The sequence below is a fragment of the Pseudomonas sp. GD04058 genome (genome assembly GCF_029836855.1).
Lineage (GTDB): Bacteria > Pseudomonadota > Gammaproteobacteria > Pseudomonadales > Pseudomonadaceae > Aquipseudomonas > Aquipseudomonas bharatica.
In genome coordinates, this window is record NZ_JAOECN010000001.1 from 80981 (window position 1) to 103985 (window position 23005).

Here is a 23005-nt window from a genome sequence, read left to right on the forward strand (position 1 = left end):
CCATGCTCCATGAGTTGTTCAGCGTTTATCTGAAGATGCTCGTGCTCTACAGCCCGTTCTTCGTGCTGTCCTGCTTCATCAGCCTGACCCGCGGGTATTCCAGCAAGGAGCGCAAGCACCTGGCCTGGAAAGTGGCGATGGGCGTGCTGATCGCCAGCGTGTTGCTGTACCTGTTCGGGCGAGTGATCTTCGGCGTGTTCGGCATCACCCCGGACGCCTTCCGCATCGGCGCCGGCAGCGTACTGTTCATTTCGGCGCTGGGCATGGCCCAGGGCAAGTCGGCGGTGCAGACCGACAACGTGCAGCAGGATGTGACCATCGTGCCGCTGACCATTCCCCTCACGGTCGGCCCGGGTACCATCGGGGCCCTGCTGGTAATGGGGGTTAGCCAGCCGCACTGGGATGACAAGGCGCTGGCCATCGTCAGTATCGCCCTGGCCAGTGCCACCGTCGGCCTGGTGCTGTACCTCTCCAACCGCATCGAGAAGATCCTCGGCGACCAGGGCCTGCAGATCGTCAGCCGGTTGATGGGCCTGTTCGTCTGCGCCCTTGCGGCCCAGATCATCTTCACCGGGATCAAGGGTTACCTGGTGTCCTGATCACAGTTCGTAGATCTCTTCCTGCAAGGTCTTGAGCAGGCGTTGCCGGACCTTGTCGCCGAACTGCTGCTCGAAGAGCCTGGCATTGAACCGTACCAGTTCGGCACGTACCCGGCGGCTGGTGCGCTCGCGATAGAGAAAGCCGTTGCCCAGTTCCTCACGGTTGAGGTCCTCGTGGTACAGGACCATGTCGACGTATCCCGGCCGGTTCACCCGGCACGGCAGCAACTGGAACGAGGTCACCTCAAGCGAGCGCTGTTCGAAGCGGAAAAGCGCCGGCTGGACCAGCCCCAGAGCATCGATGGACCAGCGGGTGATCTCGGAGTACTCGGGGCCAGCGGCAGCGCCGATGCGTCCGAGCATGGCCTCGCGTACCGAGCGCCGCTCCAGGTCGGGGTCGAACGGCTCGCGCGGCGAGGTCGCGTCCCAACCCAGGAATTTCAGTTGCTGGCGATAGTAGTCATAGCCGTCGCTGACCTGCCCGCTGCCGACCACCTCCCGGGTTGCCCGCTGGGCGAATAGCATGGCGGTCTGCACACGTTCACGCATGTCTTTGTCGATATCCGGGAAAAAGGACATCAGGGCATTGCCGACCACGGCCGCCCGAAGTTGTTCTGTCATGCTTGGTATCCTCAATGAAGGGTATGGCCGGCCGACAGCCGGGCATAGCCGTCGCGCTCGCTGTCGCGCATCTCGGGTGCAGGCTCGGCCAGCAGGCTTTGGAAATAAAGGTCGCCGCGCAGGGTCGCACCGGCCAGCGGCGCCTTCAGCCACTGCTGGTCGAGGGTCGCACTGGTTTCCAGGGCGATGCTGCATAGGCTGAGCTGCGAACCGGGACGTAGCACGCCCAGTTCCAGCACCATCCGTGTGATACCGCCGCGCGCCTGCAAGGCGCTGCACGAAAGCTGTGCCAGCCCCGGCGGGTTCAGCAGCAGCGAATCGATGCCAAGTTCCAGCAACTCGCCCAATTCGCCATGCTGGCTGCCCAGCCACAGCAACAAGGGTTGGGTCGGCGACAGCAGGGTGCGGCCGCCGGCAGTTTCCACGCTCTGGCAACTGTGCGTAACCCGCCAGCCGCGTCGCCCGAAAGCATTGCGATAGGCGCGGTACCAGCGCCGATACTGGTCGAAACGCGATGCCATGACCCCGTCGGCAAGCAGTTGCGCGTGACGCAATGAGCCGAGTGCGTGGTTGCACTCCAGCTCGCTGACCTGCGGGGCGACCAAAACCAGGCTGCCCCCGGTGATCCACATCGTATAGCCGTCGACATCCATGTCCGTTCACTCCATAAAATCGCCGGGGGCAAGCCGGCCGGGTTAGATGTCGTAGTCCATGATCCGCGACACCGCCCGCTCACCCAGACGCTGCTCCACCAGGTCCCGTGCCTTGGCGTAGATCTGGGTGTTGAACGACAGGGCCGCCGTGCTGCGGTAGGTTGCCGAGGTGTTGCTGTCCCAGTCGAACAGCACGGTATCGAGGTCTTCCTTGCGTACGGTGCGCTGGATCGCACCCAGGGCCATGACTACCTCGCCATCCTTGGTCTCGATGCACGAGGCCACACCGACCATCACGTTGGATTGACGGTACAGGCTGCGCTTGAACAGGGTCAGCGCCTCTTCGTTCTTGCCCAGCCCGTCGATGGCCTTCTCCGCGAAAAGCCCCAGGGCCTGGACCACCGGCCCGCCGCCCAGCAGGCTGGAAGCCGCCACTTGCACGGCCTGGACCGCCACGTTGGAGAGCTTTAAGGACTGAGCGGTATCACTGGCCTTTTCGTGGGTGCGCCGGGCCACGGCCCAGCCGCAGTCGGTCATGGCTTCGAGGAAATAATCGAACCAGGCTTCGCTCAGGGTGAGCTGGTTATGTCGTTTATTGGCGACCAGGGAGGCGAACAGGTAGCTGTTCTTCACGTCCTGGCGGTTCTGCGCGGTCATGCCGGCGCCGAAGGCCAGCAGGGAACTTTCCACCACGGCGGCGGAGCTGAGGTCGAGGGGTTGGTTGGTGTCTTGGGTCATTGCAAAGTCCTTCTTGGCTGTGCCCTCCAGGTGGAGGGAAGGCCAAGGTACGTTGCAACGGGCGGGGGGTCAGGAACGAAGTCTTTCCCCTAAAGGCCTGGTCGCCGGGTCAATGAGCCAGCTCGTGCGACAGCTCGGGATGCCTGACGATAAGACGCATCAAGCAAAGCACTCCACCTGGCGGAACATGGCGCCCTTGCTCCCAGTCACGGAGCGTCGCTACCGGCGTAGCGATGCGCTTGGCGAACATAGCCTGCGTCAAGCCAGAACGCTCTCGCGCCTGACGCACCAGCATCTGTTCGGGAGTCGTGACTCGCCCTGCTCCGGCCTTGGCTTCCTGAAGGGCTTGGCGAAGGTCTGGAATGAGCTCGCCAGCATCGGCCTCGATGGCCTTGGCAACCGCCTCGATATCAATGTCACGCATATCACACCACCTTGCCGATTTCAGCGGGGCTCATGTTGGAACGCTCAGCCTTTGCATAGAGGGTGACCAGCAAAACGATTTCATCATCAGTCAGGTTGAAATAGATCACTCGGGTACCGCCAGACTTGCCGGAACCGTTCCTGGACCAGCGAACCTTGCGTGCGCCATCTGCTCCGGGAACGACATCACCAGCTAATGGATTCAGTGCTATCCAGTCGATGAATGCCACCCGCTCATCGTCAGACCACAGCTTGGCGGCATTTTTCTGAAACGTGGGTGTTTCTATGACTGTTCGCATCGCCGGAGAGTACGGGAGTCCCGTACTTTGCGGGAGTATGGCTGGCCCGGTCGTTCGTTTCAAGATGCGTCTGACCGGCACTCTTAATTGTCCACCGTAAGCAGACAGTCATACCGTTTCCACGTGATTTATCCCTTTTCGAGAAACCCCTAATCTGGCCACACCTAGCGGCAACCACCCAAAACACACTTCTCAAACAAAAGGATTTCCACCATGACCAACGCCACCTACAACCGCCTGAACAAAGACGACGCCGTAGTCCTGCTGGTTGACCACCAGACCGGCCTGATTTCCCTGGTGCAGGACTTCTCGCCGAACGAGTTCAAGAACAACGTGCTGGCGCTGGCCGACCTGGCGAAATTCTTCGAGCTGCCGACCATCCTCACCACCAGTTTCGAGCAGGGCCCGAACGGTCCGCTGGTGCCAGAGCTGAAAGAAATGTTCCCGGACGCCCCGTACATCCCGCGCCCAGGCCAGATCAACGCCTGGGACAACGAAGACTTCGTCAAGGCGATCAAGGCCACCGGCCGCAAGCAGCTGATCATTGCCGGCGTGGTAACCGATGTGTGCGTGGCTTTCCCGACCCTGTCGGCGCTGGCCGAAGGCTTCGACGTGTTCGTGGTGACCGACGCTTCCGGCACCTTCAACACCACCGTGCAACAAGCCGCATGGAACCGCATGACCCAGGCCGGTGCGCAGATGATGAACTGGTTCTCGGTGGCCTGTGAGCTGCACCGCGACTGGCGCAACGACATCGAAGGGCTGGGCAACCTGCTGTCGCAGCGGATTCCCAACTACCGCAACCTGATGAACAGCTACGCGGCATTGACTGCCAAGTGATCGCTGAATGAAGAAAGCCCGCTCGGTCAGAGCGGGCTTCTTCGTTTTTAGAGCAATTACGGTCAAGGAGCTGTTCTCGATTCCAGATCCATATCGGCAGGCCACTCGACCTTTGGTGCCAGCCGCATGGCGATGTTGCACCACAGCACATCGTTGTGATCCCAAGGCGGGCCGGGGGGCGGCAGCGCCTCGGGGCCTTGTTGCATGTAGGTGCAGACGTAGGCCCAGGCATGGGCGTCGGCGCCCATGGCGGTAAGGGGGAAGCGGTCGATTACTTCGTTGGTGCCGGGCTTGACGATGGAAAGCTCGACGCCCCACTGGAAGATGATGCCGCCTTGGGCGGTGGCATGACGCCTGCTCCAGCGTTCGGCGCGGACTTGGGACCAGTCGTAGGCTACTGGGGTTACTTGCCAGCGTTTGAAGGGATTCCACCAGCGGTATTTGAAGTTGTAGGCGTAGAGGCGCTGGCGGGTGCGGTTGAAGCGAAGGGGGAGATCTCGGGGAGGAGACACATCGAATTTCACGCATAAAAATAGTGACCAAACCGCTACAAAAATTCCCAAGCTCAATATGAACCATTCCTCAAGTTTGAGAGCACTCCAGTCCGATAAGAAGAGCCAAAGCAAGCTAAGTAGATTTATACATATGACTGGCGCAAACAAGATCACAACGCCCCTCAATAGACCTGACTTACGCGGCAACTCCAAAAAAATATCGTCTTGGTGGTTGGGCGTATCAAGCCCGAGGGCTGGAGCTAGATTTGGCGCCTCGTCAGGGCCAGGTAGATCCTCCTGCCATCCAAGGCAGGGAGGGGTGAGTCTGGGCTTCGTCATAAGAGGCTCCATACCCGCCAGATACTGTTCATGCGCTCCTTCACAATCAGCCGTACGAACTCAGCCCGATCCTGGTGCGTAAAACCAGTCAAGGTGCCGTCCTCGATTCAAGATCCATATCGGCCGGCCACTCGACCTGTGGTGCCAGCCGCATCGCTAGATTGCACCACAGCACATCGTTGTGGTCCCAAGGCGGGCCGGGGGGCGGCAGCGCCTCGGGACCTTGTTGCATGTAGGTGCAGACGTAGGCCCAGGCATGGGCGTCGGCGCCCATGGCGGTAAGGGGAAAACGGTCGATGACTTCGTTGGTGCCGGGCTTGACGATGGAAAGCTCGACGCCCCACTGGAAGATGATGCCGCCTTGGGCGGTGGCATGACGCCTGCTCCAGCGCTCGGCGCGGACTTGGGACCAGTCGTAGGCTACTGGGGTTACTTGCCAGCGTTCGAAGGGATTCCACCAGCGGTATTTGAAGTTGTAGGCGTAAATACGTTGACGGATACGGTTAAAGCGCAATGGCAAATCCCGGGGGGGAGAAACATCGAACTTCCAAAAGAACAAGATTGCACACACTGCTAATGGGCTGTAGAGCATCAATATCGCCCACTCTTCAAAGCTCACTACGCGCCTGTCCGATAACAAAAGCCACCACATGACAACCAAGTGAACAACCAGAATCGGCGTGAACCAAATCACAACACCTCTAATAAGCGCCGATGCCCTCGGCAACTCTAGAAAGACATTATCCTGATGATTGGGTGTATCCAACCCGAGCGCCGGGGCCAGAATAGGTGCCTCTTCAGGTCCAGGTAGATCCTCCTGCCAGCCGGGACATGGGGGGGCGAGCTTGGGTACTTTCATACTAGGCCCCATCCCCGCCAGGTACTGATCTTGTCTTCTTTTACAATCAGCCTAGCAACACCTGCTTCATCACTCTTGTCGGGCCAGTAAGACACTTCAAGCTCGAGAGCGCGAATACTGAGAGATCCGAAAAAGCTGATGGAGCCTTTGATTTCCAGGGTTTCAGCTTCCGCATCGTATCGAATGACCGGAGCCGAAGTTTCCGGGTGATAGTCCGGATGCTTCCACGAAGCCGGAGCCGGCAAGGGCTCATTCCCCCCTCCTTCTCGACCGCATGCGATGACTGCGCCCGAGGGGACTCCAATTGGAAATACCTGTAACGTCCACTCGTAGTTCGACGCGTCTGATTTGTAGCCAGGCAGGACTATTTTGTAGTCCAGGAAAATTCCGGCAGGAACTACATCTCCGACGGGAATTCCGCCGGTCTGCTCCGCATTGATGTTCAGCGCGGCGTCTGCGGTCAGTCCCAGTAATGCTGCATTCAGTGCTCCAGTCGCTGTGTCCATGTCCTCCGGTTTCATCCAGCGTCGGTGCTCGCCTGGAAGCCCCCACAGCGAGTGCCGTGCCCATAGCTCCATGGAGTCTGACTCCAGCTTTTTAGCCCAAACAGCTAGGCCATACGCTGCAAAACCAAACAATACGGCTATTGAAAGGGGGAGAAGAGCCGCTCCTGCCGGGGCAAGAGAGCCCACAACTCCACCTGCTGCCGATAGCATCGCTACGCCTGACGCGATGCCATAAAAAGTTCGCGCCGATTTGTCCCCAACCTTCCCCGCCCGCCCAGCCGCCAACGCATACTGCACCCCCTCCACCGCACTCGCCATCGCCACCAACGCCCCGCCGTACTGCACGATCCGCGCGCCCACCGCGAGCTGTTCCACCGTCCCTGTCACTCCAGTCACCCGGGTGGTCAGGTCAGGCCGCAGGATATGAACCGTTGCCCCGACAACCTCCACCCCGGCCCCCATCACTCCGACCGAAGCCGACATCACCGCCGCCGCGGCCTCGGCATCACCATCGCCCACCGACTTGAGCAGGCCTTCGTAACTTCTGAGCAGGGCATCCTGCTGGAACCACAGGCTGCCCAGGGCCAGGGCCAGATTCATCTTGCCGTTGCCGGTGGCTTTCGCGGCGTTGCGCAGGCTGTGCATCGAATCCCGCGCCAGCAAGCGGGCGACCTCGGCATTGACGGTCAGGTTGCGCGCCAGGTCATCCATCGTTCCGCTGAGTGCAGTGGTGCCAATGCTGACGTGGCGCAGGGCGTCGCCGATGCCATCACCCAGGCCGACCCGCACTGTATCCAGCCGCGATTGCAGCGACTCTGCGCTCTCCAGCGTCCAGACCTTGATATCGATCAGCCTGGAATGGCTGCTCGCCAGCGCTGGCGTGAACTGCCCTTTCAGCAGCATCGCCCGCACCTTGCGCTCGGCCGGCTTGCGGAATTGCCGGTCGAGCTGCGCGATGACACGCTCGGTCCCTTCGTACAACACCTCATTGAGCAAGGTGAGGTATTCGCCCACCTTGAGCGAAATGGTCAATTGCGTGACCTGCACACCGTTGAAACGCAGCAAGGCCTCCCGATGCAAGTGTCCCACCAGTGCCCTGGCCTCCTTCGACAGTTTCTCGCCGAGGGCATAGCTGGCCGTGGCACCGGCCGCGAGCAAGTCGCCGATGGCGTTCTGCACGGGCTCGACCATGAGCTGCCTGCCCTGCGGGGTGTCGATGTAGGTCTTGATGCTGTGGTAGATGCGGGTCCGCTCGTCCTTGAGCAAATCATCGGTCAGTTGCTCGAGCAGCACCGTGTCCTTGGCAAGCAGCGCCTGGTAGTAAAGGCTGTCGCGGTTCTCCAGCTGATTCTTCCACAGGCCCTGGGTGGGGCCGATCCTGCCATCTTCGACCAGATCGGTCGGGCCGCCGACCTGGCACGTGGCCAACATGCGGGTAAAGGCCTTGACCGATTCCTGGGTGGAAATGCTGTAGTCGTTGACCGCAGCCAGTTGGAAGGCGGCGCCATCGTGATGCTCGGCATAGGGCCGGCCGACGTCGTCGATGATTCGTTGCCAGTCCGCCAGGGTCTTTTGGTAGTGGTCCTGGAAATGCTTGCGGGCCGGTTCGTCGTAGCGGTCCCCGAGCCGCTCGCCTGCATCGGTCTGCGCCTCGGCGATCCGGTGTTGCTTTTCCTGCTCGAGATCGAGGGTCGGCAAGGGTGCCCTGTAGGACTGGGGCGAGGCGTTGTAGTGGTTACGTGCCTCGACGGCTGCTGTTGCCTCCTCGATGGCCCGCTCTTTAGCCCTTTCAAGCTGTACGTCACGGATCCCGAGCAACGCCTGGGAGGTGAAGAACTCCAGGTTGCGCTGCGGCTCGGCGCGCCACTCCTGCATGGCCTGGCAGCGGGCCAGGCGCTGGGCATTGAGCTCCTGCACCATGCCGACAGGATCGGGCAGGACCAGGGCCAGCACGCCGTTGGGCAGTTTCTCCCGCTGGATCAGCGTACGGATATAGCCCCTGAAGGCCCGCAGCCGTTGGTTGCGTCCGTAAAAGCCGTGCACGCTGCGAAAGTCCCCGGCTATCGACTGGGCGTATTCGAGGATCTTCTCGGTCTGCAGGTTGAGCTCGGTCATGGCGAAACCGACGCTGGCAGGGTCGTCCCGTGCGGTCTTGAGGTCGAGCTTGTAGAAGCGCTCGCCGAACTTCCTGCCGCCGGCCGCACCATCGCGCAAGTAGGCATCCAGCACCGTCTCGGGCCAGGGATCGTTGGCGATGGCGAGCCAGGCGGTGGAAAACTTGTCGGTGTCGATATTGATGAAGGCGGCGGGCATATCGTGGTCGGCCCGGATGCAGCGCAACGGAATCGGGGCTGGCTCCTCCCGGGGGATCTCGTACGGAGGGAATTGACGCAGCATGCCCTCCGGGGTGATCTGGTAGGCCTGCCACTCCCGTCGGTCGAGCAGCACATAGAGAAAACCGCGACGCAGGGTACGAGGCTGGCCGATATGCATGCGTACGGCCTTGACCTCGGAACCGCGGGTCAGCAGCAGTGCCTGGGTATGCCAAGGTTCCGGAGCATAGGCCGCACGCAGGGGCAGGATTGGCAGGCCCTGCCGCTCGCAGAGGCGGCAGCCCCCGCTGGACAAGGGATCGGCTTCCCGGGTCGATGCATCGAGATCGAGGCCGAAATTGAATTGAAGATCGAAACTCATGTGTAGTCCTCCGCACGGGGCAGGTCATAGACGATGCGCCGCCAGGTGGCCTCGCTGTAGCTTGCAAAATGACTTTGCAGGCCCAGGGTCCCGGCTCGCGCCTGGGCGATGTCGTGCTGGATGTCCGGGTGCTGGGGCAGATTCGGGTGGAAGAACACCCGGTGCAGGCTGAGGGAGATGAGATCGCTGCTGGCTTCAAGGCCAAGCCGGCGGGCGTCGCGGATCAGGCGAAAGCCATGAATGGCAGCCTGGGGTGGCAGGAGGCTGGGACCTTTCCAGAGCCAGGGGGCAAAGCGTGGAGGCTTGCGCAGGGCATGACGCCAGACGGCGAGGAACCTGTTGACCACCGGGGCCAGTTGCTGGCTTTGCCTGGCCGTTGGCGAGAGCTCCGGTTCGCCGCAACAGGCTCTCCCGGCGAGTGGGGTAAAACCACCCCAACTGAGCGGGAGCAGCCAGAATCCCACCGGGCTCAGCAGCTCACCGGCCCGGGTGTTCATGGCCGCAAACAGCAGTTCCAGTCTCAGCGGTTCGAACCAAGGTGAGGGGTCTTGATCGTCGCCAGCGGTAGTGTCGCAGCGGGTCGCGATATGCTTTGCGATGACGTCGAGAGGCTGGGGGCTGAGCAGCCAGCCACAGATGTAACGCTTGCGGTAAACGAGATCCCACTCGGCATAGTCGGCGCTGAGTTCAAGATAGCGCCGTGCCGCAGCCTCACCGGGTTTCGCCAGTTGGACAAGCGCGGGACAGTAGTCCGGGCTATGGGCCAGGTCGGGGCGCAGAACGCGCGTGACAGCGTCGGCACCCAGCGACTCGATCAGGGACGGGACACTGAGCGGATGATCCAGTGCGCACTCAGCCTGTCCGTCCACCAGCAAGTAAAGGTAGTCGTCCTGGGTACGGTACTGCTCGGCAAAATTGGCGACGAGTTCGATGCCGCTGGCCATGCGGATCTCCTGAGGAAGAAATTCCGTTGGGATCCTGAATGCTGGTCAACAGTGACGGATATAGGAAAAGTCCCAGGGCAAGGTGTGAAACTGCTGAGCATTTGCTGGTGGACTTTTCCGCAGAAGCCACGCCTCGAATTTGTTCCCGGACACCCCTACATCCCACGTCCAGAACTGATCATCGCCGGCGTGGTAACCGATGTGTGCGTGGCCTTCCCGACCCTGTTGTTGCTACTGACCTCATCGCTGGCAAGCCAGCTCCCACAAGTTCCACGGTGCATGCGGTTCCTGTGGGAGCTGGCTTGCCAGCGATGAGGCCGGAGCAGGCGACATCAATCCTGTGGATACCACCGCGGCGTATACACCCACTCGCCACCGTCAGCCCGGGCAAAAGTCCGGGTCGTCGAAGACCCCACCAGCACCATCGTGCGCATGTCCACCATCTCCGGCACAAGCTCGCCCAGGGACACCACCTTCAGCGACTGTCCCGGCCGGGCGATATCGCGGCCGAGCACCACCGGCGTGGCGGGGTCGCGATGCCGACGGACGATATCCAGCGCCTGCCCCAACTGCCACGGACGGGAACGGGAGATCGGGTTGTAGAAGGCCATCGCGAGGTCGGCCTGGGCGGCAAGGTCGAGGCGTTTCTCGATGATCGACCAGGGCTTGAGGTTGTCCGACAGCGAGATCACGCAGAAGTCATGCCCCAGCGGCGCTCCGGCCTGGGCTGCGGTCGCCAGCGACGCCGAGATCCCTGGCAGCATTTCCAGCTCGACCCGGTGCCAGGCCGGATCGTCCGACGCTTCCAGCGCTTCCAGCACCGCCGCGGCCATGGCGAACACGCCCGGGTCGCCGGACGACACCACCACCACCGAACGCCCTTGCGCCGCCAGTTCGAAGGCGTGGCGGGCACGCAGCAGTTCTTCGCGGTTGTCGGTGCAGTGCAGCACCTGGTCCTCACGAAACGGCCCGGCCATGCGCACGTAGGTTTCATAGCCCAGCACATCGTTGGCCCGGGCCAGTTCGGCCTTGACCGCCGGCGCCATCAGTTCGGCAGCGCCAGGGCCGAGGCCGATCACCGCCACCCGGCCACGGGCGCGGCCGATAGTCGCCGGATCGATGGGCTCGGCCGCCACGGCAAGCGCCAGGCCGTCGCCGATCACCTGCGGCGCGAGCAATTGCGGCAGGGCCCGGGCGGCCAGGTCGCTGGTCGAAGCCCCGGCAGCGAAACGCAACGGCACGCCCAGTTCGGCAGCCGCAGCGTGCAACGCCGCGTCGGCCATCTCCTCCTCGTTGGCCAGCAGGCAAGCCAACGACGCCTCGGCGATCTTCGCCTTGTGCAAGGCAGCCCGCACCGCGGCCGCCAGTTCCGGCACCACCGCCGATACTGCGACCAGCACGCAGCGCGGGTGGATCAGCAGTTCATTGGCCGCTGCCTCACGTTCGCCACATCCCACATGGATGGTTAACTGCGCCGCGTCGCTCTGCGGCAGACGGGCCTCGTCCAGCCAAGGTGCGGCACCTTCGATCCGCACGCTTTCCCCGGCCAGCAGGTCGGAGACAAAGCGCTTGCCCAGCTCCAGGTCCGCCAGCGCATAACCGCTCGGTGGATTGAGCAGGCAAGTGCCGAAACGCAGCTCGCCGCTGGTGGTGATCGCCGCGGCGACGCCCAGCCCGGCCGCGATCTCCCGCGCCATCACGTTCACTCCGCCCAGCCCGCCGAGCAGCGGCACCACCGCGCTGCCATCCTCAGCCACGGCCAGCACCGGCGGCTCGGCGCCTTTCTCCAGCAATACGCTGGCGAGGCTGCGGATGACGATGCCAGCAGCGCACAAGGCAATGATCGGCGTGTCCTGTTGGTAGAGCTGGCGCAGGGTCGTGCCGAACTTCTGGTAGCTACGGTCGACTTCCTCGACCCGGCCGGCCAGGCCATGGATCAGGGCGTCGGGATAGAAGCGCTGGATCTTCCGGGCGGTGCCCAGGCTGCCCTTGCCGAGCACGACAATGGCGGGTGCGCGTCGGGTCATCAGCCTTGCCACCTTTCACCGGGAACGATGATCAGCGAGAAGTAGGGCGAAGACTGCGGATCGACTTCATCCAGCGCGACGATCTTCTGGTTGGCCATGGTCGCCCGCTCGACGTACAGCGCGCGCCGGTCCAGCCCCAGTTCGGCAAGCACCGAGCGGACCTTGGGGAAATTGCGTCCCAGCTTCATGATCACTGCCGCATCGGCATCGGCCAGGCGGCGCTTGAGCTCGTTGTGCGGCAGCACGCCGGAAAGCACCGACAGGCTCTGGTTGCGATACACCAGCGGCGCGCCGAGCACCGAGGCGCCACCGAGCATCGAGCACACGCCCGGGATCACCTCGGCCTGGTAGCGCTCGGCGAGCCGGTCGTGCAGGTACATGTAGGAGCCGTAGAAGAACGGATCGCCCTCGCAGATCACCGCCACGTCGCGCCCGGCATCCAGGTGCGCGGCCACGGTCACGCTGGCTTCGTCGTAGAAATCGCTGATCACCTGCTCGTAGGACAGCGGCGCCGGCAGGGCTTCGGTCGTCACCGGGTAGACCAGCGGCAGCAGGGTCTGCTGGCTTTGCAGGTGCTGTTCGATGATGCCGAAGGCATTGCCGCGCTTGCCCTTGGCGACGAAGTACGCCACCACTGGCGACTCGCGCAGCAAGCGCAAGGCCTTGAGGGTGATGAGCTCGGGATCGCCGGGGCCGACGCCCAGGCCGAGCAGACGTCCGCGGGCCTGCATCATTCCACCTCCGTGGCGAGGGCGTTGACTGCGGCAGCGGCCATGGCGCTGCCACCCAGACGGCCTTCGACGATCACGAACGGCACGCCACGGCTGTCCGCTGCAAGCATCGCCTTGGATTCGGCGGCGCCGACGAAGCCCACCGGGAAGCCAAGGATGAGCGCCGGTTTCGGCGCGCCGGCATCGATCATTTCCAGCAGGTAGAACAGCGCGGTCGGGGCGTTGCCGATCACCACCACGCTGCCTTCCAGGTGTGGCCGCCACAGTTCGAGGGCCACGGCGGAACGGGTGTTGCCCAGCTCCCGGGCGAGGTCCGGCACGCTTTCGTCACGCAGGGTGCAGATCACTTCGTTGTTGGCCGGCAGGCGCGCGCGGGTAATGCCTTCGGCGACCATCCGTGCGTCGCAAAGAATCGGTGCGCCCTTGGCCAGGGCTTCGCGTCCGGCCTTGCCGGCGCCTTCGGAGAAGCGCAGCGAGTCCACCACCTCGACCATGCCGCAGGCATGGATCACCCGTACCGCGAGTTTTTCCAGGTCGGCCGGAATCCGCTCCAGGCGGGCCTCCTGGCGAATGATGGCGAAGGAGTTGCGATAGATCTCCTGGCCGTCGCGGATGTAATCAATCATCGAGGGTTGCTCCGTGGCGGGCGTCCAGGGTGGCGCCCGCTTCTTCCAATGTCAGGTTGCGCCCGGCAAGGGTGCCGGGGCCCGGCTGGGCCGGGTCGTGAAAATACAGGTCGTAGCGCCCGGGACCGACCGCCAGCAAGGTGCTCGGCGCAGTGTGGGCCATGGCGCAGGAACGTTTGCAGCCGCTCAGGTGGACGCCACCCACCGGGCCGCGCCGATGCAGCGCGTGGGCAAGCTGCACGGCATCCGCCTTGGTATCGGCCAGGCCCCTGGCGCAGCCGGCCGAGCCGGTGCAGGCGACCACCCCGGCCATCGGCGCGGCAGGATCGCCGACCAGCCCAAGGCAAGCCAGGTCTGCCAGAACCCGCTCGGCCTGCGCCGCTGCCACATTGGGCAGCAGCACGCTTTGCCACGGGGTCATGCGCAGGCTGCCGTCGCCCAGCTCGCGGGCCAGCGCGGCGATCCCACGCAGTTGTACGGCGTCCAGGCGTCCGAGTGGCGCCAGGGCACCGACGGCGACACGCCCGGGCTGTCGCTGCGGATAAATTCCCAGGTGCAGGGCACGGTCAAGCCCTTGGCGGCGCCAGCTGGTCACGGCGCTATCGCGGCGCAGCTCCAGCGCCAGGCCATCGAGGAATGGCTCCACGCCCAGGCTCGAAAGCAGCTGGCGCATTCGCGACTGCCCGGCGTCGGCCAGGTCGAGAAAACGCTCCAGCACCGCCCGCACCAGCGCAAGGCCATCGTCCAGGGGCACCGCCGCCAGCGGTGCGTCATGCCCGGGACAGCCAGCGAGGCCGAAGGCCAGCCACAACTGATCGTCCAGGAGCAGCGGCGATAGCCAGAGGTCGTGGGGATGCCAGAGCATCGCCAGGTTCTCGCCGCCGTCGAGCTGCACGGCGAACTTGGCCGACAGCTCATGGAAACGCGGCGTGGTCTGCAGCAGATCGAGGATCCGCGCCCCCAGCGGCCGGGTGTCCAGCAGCATCGCCGGGTCCAGGCCGGCGGCGGGGCTGAGCATCAGGTTGCGCACATCGTCGCCAGCCGCCTCCCGCGGGCCGAGGCCGGCGTCCAGCAAGCGGGCGACCAGGCCCTGATGATCGTGACCTACGCCGCGAATCTGCAGGTTGCTGCGGTTGGTCACCTCGATCACCCCACCAGCGAAGCGCTCGGCAGCTGCAGCGACGGCCTCGGCCTGGTCGGCCTCGAGGTGCCCGGCATCGAGCTTGATCCGCGAGATGCCGCCATCGAGCGCCTGGACGATGCGCCACAACCCCGGACAGGCCGAGGGGCGAAGGGCTGGGGTTGGGCTGGATGGGTTCAAGGGGTGGTCCGTCAATCGTGGAAAAGGCGCCGGGTGCCGGAAGGCGCGGTATTATGCCTGCTTTGCCCGGCGGCGGGCCAAGCCTGCCGGTCGGATTGCCCCGCAAACGAGGATCGGCATGGCGCCCTGGTTAACCGTAGTAGGAATTGGCGAAGACGGCTTCGGCGGCCTCGGCAAGCAGGCCCGACGGGCGTTGCTGGGCGCCGTGAAGGTGTTCGGCAGTGCGCGCCAGCTGGAACTGCTGCCGCACTGCCTGAAAGCCGAGCGCCTGCCGTGGCCCAGCCCGTTTTCCCTGACGCCGGTCCTGGCCCTGCGCGGCGAGCCGGTATGCGTACTGGCCAGTGGCGACCCGATGTTCTACGGTGTCGGCGCCAGCCTGGCGCGGCAGGTGCCGGCCGAAGAGCTGGACGTGATCAGCGCGCCTTCCTCCTGTTCCATCGCCGCCGCCCGGCTTGGCTGGCCGTTGCAGGAGGTGGTGATCGTCTCGGTGGTGGCCCGTCCACTCGCCCGGCTTGCCGCCCATCTCTACAGCGGCCAGCGCCTGCTGGTGCTGTGCAACGATGGCAGCAGCCCCGCCGCCATCGCCGCCTTGCTACGCGAACGGGGTTTCGGCCCGAGCCGGCTGACGGTGCTGGAACACCTGGGCGGCCCCGCCGAACGCCAGTTGCATGGCAGTGCCAACGACTGGAACCACGGACCGGTTGCCGACCTCAACCTCCTTGCCATCGAATGCCTGGCCGATGCCCGCGCGCCTCGCCTGTCGCCACTGGCCGGGCTGCCCGACAGCGCCTTCCGCCATGATGGCCAGATTACCAAGCGCGATGTCCGTGCCATCACCCTGGCCCGCCTCGCCCCGCGTCCGGGCGAACTGCTCTGGGATGTCGGTGCCGGCAGCGGCTCCATCGGCATCGAGTGGATGCGCGCCCACCCAGCGTGCCGGGCATTGGCCATCGAAGCCGACGAGGGCCGCCAGCAACTGATCGAACTCAACCGCGACGCCCTCGGCGTGCCTGGCCTGCAACTGATCCGCGGCCGCGCGCCGCAGGCGCTGCAGGGGCTGGAACAGCCGGACGCGATCTTCATCGGCGGCGGCGTCACCCTTCCCGGCGTGCTGGAACATTGCTGGGAGCAACTGCGCCCGGGCGGTCGCCTGGTAGCCAACGCCGTGACCCTGCAAAGCGAGGTACGCCTGATGGACTGGCGCGAGCGCCACGGCGGCGAGCTGACCCGCATCCACGTAGCCCAGGCCCAGCCCCTCGGCGCCTTCGATACCTGGCGCCAGGCCCTGCCGATCACCCTGCTCGAAGCCATCAAGGATGCGTGAAGAAAGCGCCGAACAACCGGCCCCGCTGCGCAGCGGACTGACCACCGGCAGCTGCGCAACCGCCACCAGCCTTGCCGCCGCGCGCCTGCTGCTGACCGGACAGGCCCACGATGCCGTGCAGATCACCTTGCCGAAGGGCAAGCAGGTGCAGATGCGCCTGGAGTTCTGCCGCCTGCATGACGATGGCGCCGAAGCAGGGACCTTGAAGGATGCCGGTGACGACCCGGACGTTACCCACGGTGCCCTGCTCTACAGCCGCGTGCGCCTGCTCGACCAGCCTGGCGTGCGCTTCGTCGCCGGCACGGGCGTCGGCACCGTGACCCGCCCCGGCCTGGTGCTGGCGGTGGGTGAGCCGGCGATCAATCCGGTGCCGCGCAGCATGATGAGCGGGCACCTGCAGCAGCTTGCCGATGAATGTGGCTACGCCGGTGGATTCGAGGTGACGGTGAACGTGCAGGACGGCGAAAGCCTGGCCCTGAAGACCATGAACCCGCGCCTGGGCATTCTCGGCGGGCTATCGATCCTCGGCACCAGCGGCATCGTCCGGCCCTTCTCCTGCGCGGCCTATATCGCCTCGATCCACCAGGGCATCGATGTGGCCAAGACCAACGGCTACGAACACATCGCCGCCTGTACCGGCAACGCCAGCGAAGACACCATGCGCCGGGTCTACAACCTGCCGGAAATCGCCCTGATCGAGATGGGCGACTTCGTCGGTGCGGTGCTCAAGCACCTGCGCAAGGTACCGGTGGCGCGGCTCAGCCTGTGCGGCGGCTTCGGCAAGATCAGCAAGCTGGCCGCCGGGCATATGGACCTGCACAGCCGGCATTCCAGCATCGACCTGCCGCAACTGGCCGGATGGGCCGCTGCGGTGGGCGCCGATGACCACCTGCAGGCTGCCATCATCCAGGCCAACACCAGCCAGCAGGCCCTGGCCCTGGCCCATGCCGCCGGAATAGCACTGGGCGATGCGGTCTGCGCCCACGCCCTGGCCTTCGCCCGCAGCGTAGTGCCGGCGCAGGTGCAGGTGGAAGTCTTCGCCATCGACCGCCAGGGCGGCATCGTCGGCAAGGCGGGCGTGCAATGAGCCGGCGCTTGCTGTTGCTGGGCGGCGTGGCCGAGGCGCTGCGGATCGCTCGTCGCCTGGGGCCACGGCATGTCTACAGCCTCGCCGGGATCGGCCGGGTACCAGACGATCTGGCCTGCCAGGTGCGGGTGGGTGGTTTTGGTGGAGCCGAGGGGCTGGCGGATTACCTGCGCAACGAGGGCATCGATCTGCTGGTCGACGCAACCCATCCCTACGCCGCGCAGATCAGCACCAATGCCGCCCGGGCGGCAACCCTCGCCGGGATTCCCTGCTGGGCCCTGCGCCGTCCGGCCTGGGAGGCGCAGCCGGGCGACGACTGGCGCGAAGTGCACGACTGGGCCGGACTGATCGACGCCCTGCGCCCGTTCCAACGTCCGCTGTTCACCCTCGGTCGCGAGCCACTGCAACACCTGGACGAAATCCCGCCGGAGCAGTTCTGGACCCTGCGTGCCCTGGACGCCTGCCCCGGCAACGAACGCTGCGAGGTGATCGGCGCCCGCGGGCCGTTCCACCTGGAGGACGAGCGAGCGCTGTTCGAGCGCCGTCGGATCGACGTGCTGATCAGCAAGAACAGCGGCAGCGGCGCCACCGAGCCGAAGTTGCAGGTGGCCCGGGAACGCGGGGTCCCGGTGCTGATCCTGGCCCGCCCGGCACTGCCCGTGGTCGACCGGCACTTTTCCGATCCCGCCAGCCTGCTGGCGGCGCTCGGCACAGAACACTTGCTGTAATCGCCCGGCTATTGCCAATACCCGGGCAAGCGTTTCCAATGCGGCATCCCCTCACAACGCAAGGCTGCGGACTATGGAATTGCAATGGTGGATCTGGCTGGTACTGGGCTTCGGCCTGATCCTGCTGGAACTGGTGCTGCCCACCTTCTTCATCATCTGGTTCGGCATCGGCGCGGTGGCCGTCGGGGTGATCGCCGGCCTGGTGCCGGGGCTGTCGCTGGCCAGCGAACTGGTGATCTGGGTGGTGCTCTCGTCGCTGACCGTGGCCCTCTGGTTCAAGGTGTTCAAGCCGCGCCGGGCCGACAGGCGCTGGACCGCCGACGAAGTGCTCGGCGAAGTCGGCCTGCTGACCACGGCGGTATCCGAGTTCCACAAGGGCCGCGTGCGCTTCCAGAAACCGATCCTGGGCAACGAGGAGTGGACATGCGTCGCCAGCAGCGACATTGCTGCCGGCGAGCGGGTGCGCATCGTCGCCATCGAGGGCAATACCGTGCGGGTCGCCAGGGCCTGACAGGGTTCAAGGACATCATCAAGGAGCAAGAATCGACATGACCAGCCTGATCATCACCGCAACCATCGCCCTGTTCGTGCTCGTCACGGTGTTCAAGGGCGTGCGCATCGTGCCACAGGGCGAGGAATGGATCGTCGAGCGCCTGGGGCGCTACCACACCACCCTCAAGCCCGGCCTGAACATCCTCGTTCCGTACATGGACGTGGTCGCCTACCGCCTGCCGACCAAGGACATCATCCTCGACGTGCAGCAGCAGGAAATCATCACCCGCGACAACGCGGTGATCGTCGCCAACGCCCTGTGCTTCGCCAAGGTGGTCGATCCCCAGAAAGCCTCCTACGGCGTGGTGAACTACGCCTATGCCGTCACCAGCCTGACCATGACCTCGCTGCGGGCCATCGTCGGGGCCATGGACCTGGACGAAGCGCTGTCCAGCCGCGAGCAGATCAAGGCGCGGCTGCGCGAAGCGATGTCGGAGCAGACAGAAGACTGGGGCATCACCGTGCGCTCGGTAGAAATCCAGGACATCAAGCCGTCGCCAAGCATGCAGGCGGCGATGGAACGCCAGGCGGCCGCCGAGCGTGAGCGAAAGGCCGACGTGACCCGTGCCGAAGGTGCCAAGCAGGCGGCGATCCTCGAAGCCCAGGCCCGCCAGGAATCGGCCAAGCTCGATGCCGCGGCCCAGGTTAACCTGGCGGAGGCTTCGGCCCAGGCCATCACCTTGGTGAAGAATGCCGTCGGCTCGGATGTGACCCCGGCCATGTACCTGCTGGGCGAGCGCTACATCAATGCCATGGAGAACCTGGCGGCAAGCGACAACGCCAAGATGGTGGTGCTGCCGGCGGATCTGCAGGAGGCTGTGCGAGGGATGCTCGGCCGGACCAAGTCCTGAGCCTCAATGGCCTCATCGCTGGCAAGCCAGCTCCCACAGGGTTTTGTGGTGCATCCAGACCTGTGGGAGCTGGCTTGCCAGCGATAGGGCCCTCAAGATCCACACCAAAGTGCGGCACTTCATCGCACCCCCGTTTTTTACTTCCCCCGGATCTTCTGGCTAAATAGCCATCATCCAAATCCAACCGGATCAACCCCATGCCCGCACACCGGCTTGCCCATGCCTGGATCGCCTGCTTCGCAGTGCTGTTCAATCTGCTGGCCATGCCGCTGTCCGCATCCGCCGCCAGGGCACCCGCCGAGCAATTGTTGTGGGGCGCCTTCTGTTCCACCGGTGGCACCAAGCTGGTCGCCGTGTCAATCGGCCAGCTCGACCCCAGCCAGAGCAACGATGACCACGCTGCCATGCAGCATTGCTGGTGCTGCTCCGGCGCCGCCCCGGCCCTGGCCCTGCCCGGTACCCCCGCCCAGCTGACGCTGCCCGAACATGCCGTGGCCAGCGCCCTCGATTCACGCCCTCCGGCCCAGCCAACGCCCCGCGAACGCTGGCCGTCGCTCAATCCCCGCGCCTCTCCTTCGGTCTGATTCACCTACGCTCTTTACGCGCACAATCTGAATCGACCGGAGAAGTCCCATGTTCAAGAACGCCCTGCTGCTGGCCGCCCTGTTGCTGCCCGCAGGTTTTGCCAGTGCCCACGAATACAACGTCGGCAACCTGCATATCGCCCATCCGTGGTCCCTGGCGCTGCCGCCGAACGCGCCCAATGTCGCGGCCTATTTCGTCATCGACAACAAGGGTGCCGAGGCCGACCGCCTGCTCAGCGTCGATACGCCGGTGAGCGACCGTTCCGAACTGCATGAGCACGTGATGAACGGCGATGTGATGCGCATGCAGCAGGTACCGAACGTCGCCGTGCCGGCCCACGGCCAGGTGACCTTCAGCCCCAGCGCCTATCACGTGATGATCATGCAGCCCAAGGATCGCAGCCTGCTGACCGACGGCAAGCGCTTCCCGCTGACCCTGCACTTCGAGAAGGCCGGCGACGTCACCGTGGAAGTCGCGGTGCAGAAACAGCCACCGGAAGGGGCTTCCGCGCACCAGCACTGATCGCTGATTGCCGCTCGCCATGAGCCTCGCCCGTAGCGAACAGCACCGGCCACTGCGCCCTGGAAACAGGCGCGCGGGCTGGCTGAGCCTGTTCGCCATGCTGATGATCTTCGTCGGTCCGCTGGTCTCCCAGTCGATGCCGATGGAGCACGGCACGTCCATGCCTATGGAAATGGATATGGGCGCGGGCATGCACATGGACGCCGGGCACCACGGCGACAGCCACGACGGCAGCGCCTCGCTGCATGTGATGTGGGAGAAATGCGGCTATTGCAGCCTGTTCTTCCACTGCCCGGCCTTGCCGCAGCAACTCAGCCTGCTCAACAGCGAACCTCTCGCGACCGGCAGTCTCCTGGTCGTCCAGCCGCGCCAGGGCCACCCGCGCCCGGCTTTCTTCCCCGGCGCCCGCAGCCGCGCGCCACCCGCCACATCGATCGCCTGACCCCCGACAACAACGTGCTTCGCGGACGGCAGCCTGCCGTGCCCGTGTGCACCTTCATGACCGATCGATGTTGGAAAACCTATGTCCAGCTCCACCCCTGTCTATCGTTTGTCCCTGCGCGGGACCATCGCGCTGCTCTGCGGCAGCCTGCTCGCCCCTGTCGCCCTGGCTGCGGAAACCGGCCATGAGGGCCATGACCACGAGCCGGCCGAACTCGGCCCCACCGTCATCACCGCCGTGGCGCCCAGCTCGCCGCTGACCATCGTCACCAACCCCAAGGACCCGCGCCAGCCGGTCCCGGCCAGCGATGGCGCCGATTACCTCAAGACCATCCCCGGCTTCTCGGCGATCCGCTCCGGCGGCACCAACGGCGACCCGGTGCTGCGCGGCATGTTCGGCTCGCGCCTGAACATCCTCACCAACGGCGGCGTGATGCTCGGTGCCTGCCCGAATCGCATGGACGCGCCGACCTCCTATATCTCCCCGGAAACCTACGATCGCCTGACCGTGATCAAGGGGCCGCAAACGGTGCAGTGGGGCCCGGGCGCATCGGCCGGGACCATCCTCTTCGAGCGAGAGCCGGAAAAGTTCGGTGAACTCGGCACCCGGGTCAACGCCAGCCTGCTGGCCGGCTCCAACGGGCGCTTCGACAAGGTGCTGGATGCGGCTGCAGGCGGCCAGGAAGGCTATGTACGCTTCGTCGGCAACCAGTCGCGCTCCGACGACTACGAGGACGGTCATGGCGACACCGTGCCGTCGAAGTGGGACAAGTGGAACGGCGATGTCGCCATCGGCTGGACCCCGGACAGCGACACCCTGCTCGAACTCACCGCCGGCCGCGGCGATGGTGAGGCCCGCTACGCCGGACGCGGCATGGATGGCTCGCAGTTCAAACGGGAGAGCCTCGGCCTGCGCTTCGAGAAGTCGAACATCGGCGAGGTCTTCGACAAGATCGAGGCCCAGGTCTACTACAACTACGCCGACCATGTGATGGACAACTACAGCCTGCGCACGCCGTCCGGCACCGGGATGATGGCCGGCCCGATGGCGGCCAACGTCGACCGCCGCACCCTGGGCGCACGGATCAAGGGCACCTGGCGCTGGGAGGACGTGACCCTGGTCAGCGGCATCGACGCGCAGACCAACGAGCACCGCCAGCGCAGCAGCATGGGGGTCAACACCTACGGCAACCTGCCCTGGACCAAGGACGCCGATTTCCACAACTACGGCGTGTTCGGCGAGCTGACCTGGGAGCTGAATAGCCAGGATCGCCTGGTCAGCGGTGCCCGCCTGGACCGCGCCTCGGCGAAGGACTTCCGCCAGCGCACCGGCTCGGGAATGATGAGCATGCCCAACCCGACCGCCGGCGATACCCGCGCCGATACCCTGCCCAGCGGATTCCTGCGCTACGAACATGACCTGGTCGATATTCCCGCCACCACCTATGTCGGCCTGGGGCATGCCCAGCGCTTCCCGGACTACTGGGAGCTGTTCTCGCCGACCTACGGCCCGACGGGTTCGGTCAATGCCTTCGATGCAATCAAGCCGGAGAAAACCACCCAGCTAGACTTCGGCATCCAGTACAAGACCGAGGTCCTCGAAGCCTGGGCCTCCGGCTACATCGGCCAGGTTCGCGATTACATCCTCTACGACTACAGCGGCGGCGCCAATGTCTCGCGTGCCGACAATATCGACGCGCGGATCATGGGCGGCGAGATGGGCGTGGCTTACCAGCTGACTTCCAACTGGAAGGCCGACGCCACCCTCGCCTACGCCTGGGGCAAGAACAGCAGCGACGGCTCGGCCCTGCCGCAGATGCCGCCCCTGGAAAGCCGCCTCGGCCTGACCTACAGCGAAAGCGCCTGGAGCGCCGGAGCCCTGTGGCGCCTGGTGTCGGCGCAGAACCGGGTGTCGGAGAACCAGGGCAACATCGTCGGCAAGGACTTCGACAAGTCCGGCGGCTTTGGCGTGTTCTCGCTCAACGGTGCCTACCGCGTGAGCAAGAACCTCAAGCTCAGTGCCGGTGTCGACAACCTGTTCGACAAGGCCTATGCCGAGCACCTGAACCTGGCGGGCAACGCCGGCTTCGGCTACTCCGGCACGGAAACGGTGAACGAGCCGGGACGCACCTTCTGGACCAATGTCGACCTGAGTTTCTGATCCAGCCCGGGCGCGGCCGCGTGCCGCGTCCCTCATTCGG

General features: G+C 64.8%; 24 protein-coding genes. 11 read left to right on the forward strand and 13 right to left on the reverse strand.

What is annotated here, in order from left to right; genetic code table 11:
• Positions 1-2 precede the first annotated feature (2 nt).
• A complete protein-coding gene (locus N7650_RS00335) occupies positions 3-599 on the forward strand; it encodes a MarC family protein (RefSeq protein ID WP_009398700.1) in 597 nt (198 codons plus the stop codon).
• Here N7650_RS00335 and N7650_RS00340 read toward each other — a convergent pair whose 3' ends face one another.
• The 5 genes from N7650_RS00340 to N7650_RS00360 form a co-directional block, all read right to left on the reverse strand.
• A complete protein-coding gene (locus N7650_RS00340) occupies positions 600-1220 on the reverse strand; it encodes a hypothetical protein (RefSeq protein ID WP_279896442.1) in 621 nt (206 codons plus the stop codon).
• A gap of 11 nt (positions 1221-1231) precedes the next feature.
• Complete coding sequence (locus N7650_RS00345) at positions 1232-1873, reverse strand: hypothetical protein (protein WP_009398696.1); 642 nt, start codon at positions 1871-1873, stop codon at positions 1232-1234.
• Positions 1874-1915: 42 nt separating this feature from the next.
• Positions 1916-2611: a hypothetical protein gene (locus N7650_RS00350; RefSeq protein WP_009398694.1), complete on the reverse strand. Its 696-nt coding sequence runs from the start codon at positions 2609-2611 to the stop codon at positions 1916-1918.
• A 109-nt stretch (positions 2612-2720) separates the two neighbouring features.
• A complete protein-coding gene (locus N7650_RS00355; protein ID WP_009398693.1) occupies positions 2721-3035 on the reverse strand; it encodes a helix-turn-helix domain-containing protein in 315 nt (104 codons plus the stop codon).
• 1 nt (position 3036) lies between these two features.
• Positions 3037-3264 (reverse strand): type II toxin-antitoxin system RelE/ParE family toxin, encoded by a 228-nt coding sequence (locus N7650_RS00360; RefSeq protein ID WP_279896446.1) that lies wholly within the window; start codon positions 3262-3264, stop codon positions 3037-3039.
• Positions 3265-3546: 282 nt separating this feature from the next.
• On the opposite strand from N7650_RS00360, the gene ycaC reads away from it, so the two are divergent.
• Positions 3547-4173 carry an isochorismate family cysteine hydrolase YcaC gene (ycaC, locus tag N7650_RS00365; protein WP_009398691.1) on the forward strand — a complete coding sequence of 209 codons (627 nt, stop codon included), beginning with the start codon at positions 3547-3549 and terminating at the stop codon, positions 4171-4173.
• Between the two features lie 62 nt (positions 4174-4235).
• On the opposite strand, the gene N7650_RS00370 is transcribed toward ycaC, so the two are convergent.
• The 8 genes from N7650_RS00370 to cobG form a co-directional block, all read right to left on the reverse strand.
• Positions 4236-5006 (reverse strand): DUF6708 domain-containing protein, encoded by a 771-nt coding sequence (locus N7650_RS00370; RefSeq protein ID WP_279896448.1) that lies wholly within the window; start codon positions 5004-5006, stop codon positions 4236-4238.
• A gap of 88 nt (positions 5007-5094) precedes the next feature.
• Positions 5095-5865, reverse strand: coding sequence for a DUF6708 domain-containing protein (locus N7650_RS00375; protein WP_279896450.1), 771 nt, complete (start codon positions 5863-5865; stop codon positions 5095-5097).
• On the reverse strand, positions 5862-9065 hold the full coding sequence (locus N7650_RS00380) for a T6SS effector BTH_I2691 family protein (protein WP_279896452.1): 3204 nt from the start codon (positions 9063-9065) through the stop codon (positions 5862-5864). Before N7650_RS00380 ends, N7650_RS00375 begins: the two co-directional genes overlap by 4 nt.
• Positions 9062-10009 carry a hypothetical protein gene (locus tag N7650_RS00385; RefSeq protein WP_279896454.1) on the reverse strand — a complete coding sequence of 316 codons (948 nt, stop codon included), beginning with the start codon at positions 10007-10009 and terminating at the stop codon, positions 9062-9064. Before N7650_RS00385 ends, N7650_RS00380 begins: the two co-directional genes overlap by 4 nt.
• Before the next feature lie 332 nt (positions 10010-10341).
• Positions 10342-12036: a precorrin-3B C(17)-methyltransferase gene (gene cobJ / locus N7650_RS00390; RefSeq protein ID WP_279896456.1), complete on the reverse strand. Its 1695-nt coding sequence runs from the start codon at positions 12034-12036 to the stop codon at positions 10342-10344.
• Positions 12036-12767, reverse strand: coding sequence for a precorrin-2 C(20)-methyltransferase (locus tag N7650_RS00395; protein ID WP_279896783.1), 732 nt, complete (start codon positions 12765-12767; stop codon positions 12036-12038). Before N7650_RS00395 ends, cobJ begins: the two co-directional genes overlap by 1 nt.
• Complete coding sequence (locus N7650_RS00400) at positions 12767-13393, reverse strand: precorrin-8X methylmutase (RefSeq protein ID WP_279896457.1); 627 nt, start codon at positions 13391-13393, stop codon at positions 12767-12769. The genes N7650_RS00395 and N7650_RS00400 overlap by 1 nt, the downstream gene beginning before the upstream one ends.
• Positions 13386-14729, reverse strand: coding sequence for a precorrin-3B synthase (cobG, locus tag N7650_RS00405; protein ID WP_279896459.1), 1344 nt, complete (start codon positions 14727-14729; stop codon positions 13386-13388). The genes N7650_RS00400 and cobG overlap by 8 nt, the downstream gene beginning before the upstream one ends.
• Before the next feature lie 103 nt (positions 14730-14832).
• Between cobG and cbiE the strand changes: the two genes are divergently transcribed.
• The 9 genes from cbiE to N7650_RS00450 all read left to right on the forward strand — a co-directional run bounded on the left by cbiE (position 14833) and on the right by N7650_RS00450 (position 22965).
• Positions 14833-16038 (forward strand): precorrin-6y C5,15-methyltransferase (decarboxylating) subunit CbiE, encoded by a 1206-nt coding sequence (gene cbiE / locus N7650_RS00410; protein WP_279896461.1) that lies wholly within the window; start codon positions 14833-14835, stop codon positions 16036-16038.
• Complete coding sequence (locus N7650_RS00415; protein WP_279896463.1) at positions 16031-17125, forward strand: cobalt-precorrin-5B (C(1))-methyltransferase; 1095 nt, start codon at positions 16031-16033, stop codon at positions 17123-17125. The genes cbiE and N7650_RS00415 overlap by 8 nt, the downstream gene beginning before the upstream one ends.
• Positions 17122-17853 (forward strand): cobalt-precorrin-6A reductase, encoded by a 732-nt coding sequence (locus tag N7650_RS00420; RefSeq protein WP_279896465.1) that lies wholly within the window; start codon positions 17122-17124, stop codon positions 17851-17853. The genes N7650_RS00415 and N7650_RS00420 overlap by 4 nt, the downstream gene beginning before the upstream one ends.
• 73 nt (positions 17854-17926) lie before the next feature.
• Positions 17927-18364 carry an NfeD family protein gene (locus tag N7650_RS00425; RefSeq protein ID WP_064301562.1) on the forward strand — a complete coding sequence of 146 codons (438 nt, stop codon included), beginning with the start codon at positions 17927-17929 and terminating at the stop codon, positions 18362-18364.
• A gap of 37 nt (positions 18365-18401) precedes the next feature.
• Positions 18402-19256 carry an SPFH domain-containing protein gene (locus N7650_RS00430; protein WP_009394300.1) on the forward strand — a complete coding sequence of 285 codons (855 nt, stop codon included), beginning with the start codon at positions 18402-18404 and terminating at the stop codon, positions 19254-19256.
• A 197-nt stretch (positions 19257-19453) separates the two neighbouring features.
• A complete protein-coding gene (locus N7650_RS00435; protein WP_009394303.1) occupies positions 19454-19840 on the forward strand; it encodes a DUF2946 domain-containing protein in 387 nt (128 codons plus the stop codon).
• Positions 19841-19889: 49 nt separating this feature from the next.
• Complete coding sequence (locus N7650_RS00440; protein ID WP_279896468.1) at positions 19890-20363, forward strand: copper chaperone PCu(A)C; 474 nt, start codon at positions 19890-19892, stop codon at positions 20361-20363.
• Positions 20364-20382: 19 nt separating this feature from the next.
• Positions 20383-20805 (forward strand): DUF2946 domain-containing protein, encoded by a 423-nt coding sequence (locus N7650_RS00445; RefSeq protein ID WP_279896470.1) that lies wholly within the window; start codon positions 20383-20385, stop codon positions 20803-20805.
• 81 nt (positions 20806-20886) lie between these two features.
• Positions 20887-22965 (forward strand): TonB-dependent copper receptor, encoded by a 2079-nt coding sequence (locus tag N7650_RS00450; RefSeq protein WP_279896472.1) that lies wholly within the window; start codon positions 20887-20889, stop codon positions 22963-22965.
• Positions 22966-23005: the final 40 nt, after the last annotated feature.

Bases quoted from the DNA above. Each gene is read 5' to 3' on its own strand.
- N7650_RS00335 (WP_009398700.1), top strand. From the start codon at position 3: ATGCTCCATGAGTTGTTCAGCGTTTATCTGAAGATGCTCGTGCTCTAC.
- N7650_RS00340 (WP_279896442.1), bottom strand. From the start codon at position 1,220: ATGACAGAACAACTTCGGGCGGCCGTGGTCGGCAATGCCCTGATGTCC.
- N7650_RS00345 (WP_009398696.1), bottom strand. From the start codon at position 1,873: ATGGATGTCGACGGCTATACGATGTGGATCACCGGGGGCAGCCTGGTT.
- N7650_RS00350 (WP_009398694.1), bottom strand. From the start codon at position 2,611: ATGACCCAAGACACCAACCAACCCCTCGACCTCAGCTCCGCCGCCGTG.
- N7650_RS00355 (WP_009398693.1), bottom strand. From the start codon at position 3,035: ATGCGTGACATTGATATCGAGGCGGTTGCCAAGGCCATCGAGGCCGAT.
- ycaC (WP_009398691.1), top strand. From the start codon at position 3,547: ATGACCAACGCCACCTACAACCGCCTGAACAAAGACGACGCCGTAGTC.
- N7650_RS00370 (WP_279896448.1), bottom strand. From the start codon at position 5,006: ATGACGAAGCCCAGACTCACCCCTCCCTGCCTTGGATGGCAGGAGGAT.
- N7650_RS00375 (WP_279896450.1), bottom strand. From the start codon at position 5,865: ATGAAAGTACCCAAGCTCGCCCCCCCATGTCCCGGCTGGCAGGAGGAT.
- N7650_RS00380 (WP_279896452.1), bottom strand. From the start codon at position 9,065: ATGAGTTTCGATCTTCAATTCAATTTCGGCCTCGATCTCGATGCATCG.
- N7650_RS00385 (WP_279896454.1), bottom strand. From the start codon at position 10,009: ATGGCCAGCGGCATCGAACTCGTCGCCAATTTTGCCGAGCAGTACCGT.
- cobJ (WP_279896456.1), bottom strand. From the start codon at position 12,036: ATGACCCGACGCGCACCCGCCATTGTCGTGCTCGGCAAGGGCAGCCTG.
- N7650_RS00395 (WP_279896783.1), bottom strand. From the start codon at position 12,767: ATGCAGGCCCGCGGACGTCTGCTCGGCCTGGGCGTCGGCCCCGGCGAT.
- N7650_RS00400 (WP_279896457.1), bottom strand. From the start codon at position 13,393: ATGATTGATTACATCCGCGACGGCCAGGAGATCTATCGCAACTCCTTC.
- cbiE (WP_279896461.1), top strand. From the start codon at position 14,833: ATGGCGCCCTGGTTAACCGTAGTAGGAATTGGCGAAGACGGCTTCGGC.
- N7650_RS00415 (WP_279896463.1), top strand. From the start codon at position 16,031: ATGCGTGAAGAAAGCGCCGAACAACCGGCCCCGCTGCGCAGCGGACTG.
- N7650_RS00420 (WP_279896465.1), top strand. From the start codon at position 17,122: ATGAGCCGGCGCTTGCTGTTGCTGGGCGGCGTGGCCGAGGCGCTGCGG.
- N7650_RS00425 (WP_064301562.1), top strand. From the start codon at position 17,927: ATGGAATTGCAATGGTGGATCTGGCTGGTACTGGGCTTCGGCCTGATC.
- N7650_RS00430 (WP_009394300.1), top strand. From the start codon at position 18,402: ATGACCAGCCTGATCATCACCGCAACCATCGCCCTGTTCGTGCTCGTC.
- N7650_RS00435 (WP_009394303.1), top strand. From the start codon at position 19,454: ATGCCCGCACACCGGCTTGCCCATGCCTGGATCGCCTGCTTCGCAGTG.
- N7650_RS00440 (WP_279896468.1), top strand. From the start codon at position 19,890: ATGTTCAAGAACGCCCTGCTGCTGGCCGCCCTGTTGCTGCCCGCAGGT.
- N7650_RS00445 (WP_279896470.1), top strand. From the start codon at position 20,383: ATGAGCCTCGCCCGTAGCGAACAGCACCGGCCACTGCGCCCTGGAAAC.
- N7650_RS00450 (WP_279896472.1), top strand. From the start codon at position 20,887: ATGTCCAGCTCCACCCCTGTCTATCGTTTGTCCCTGCGCGGGACCATC.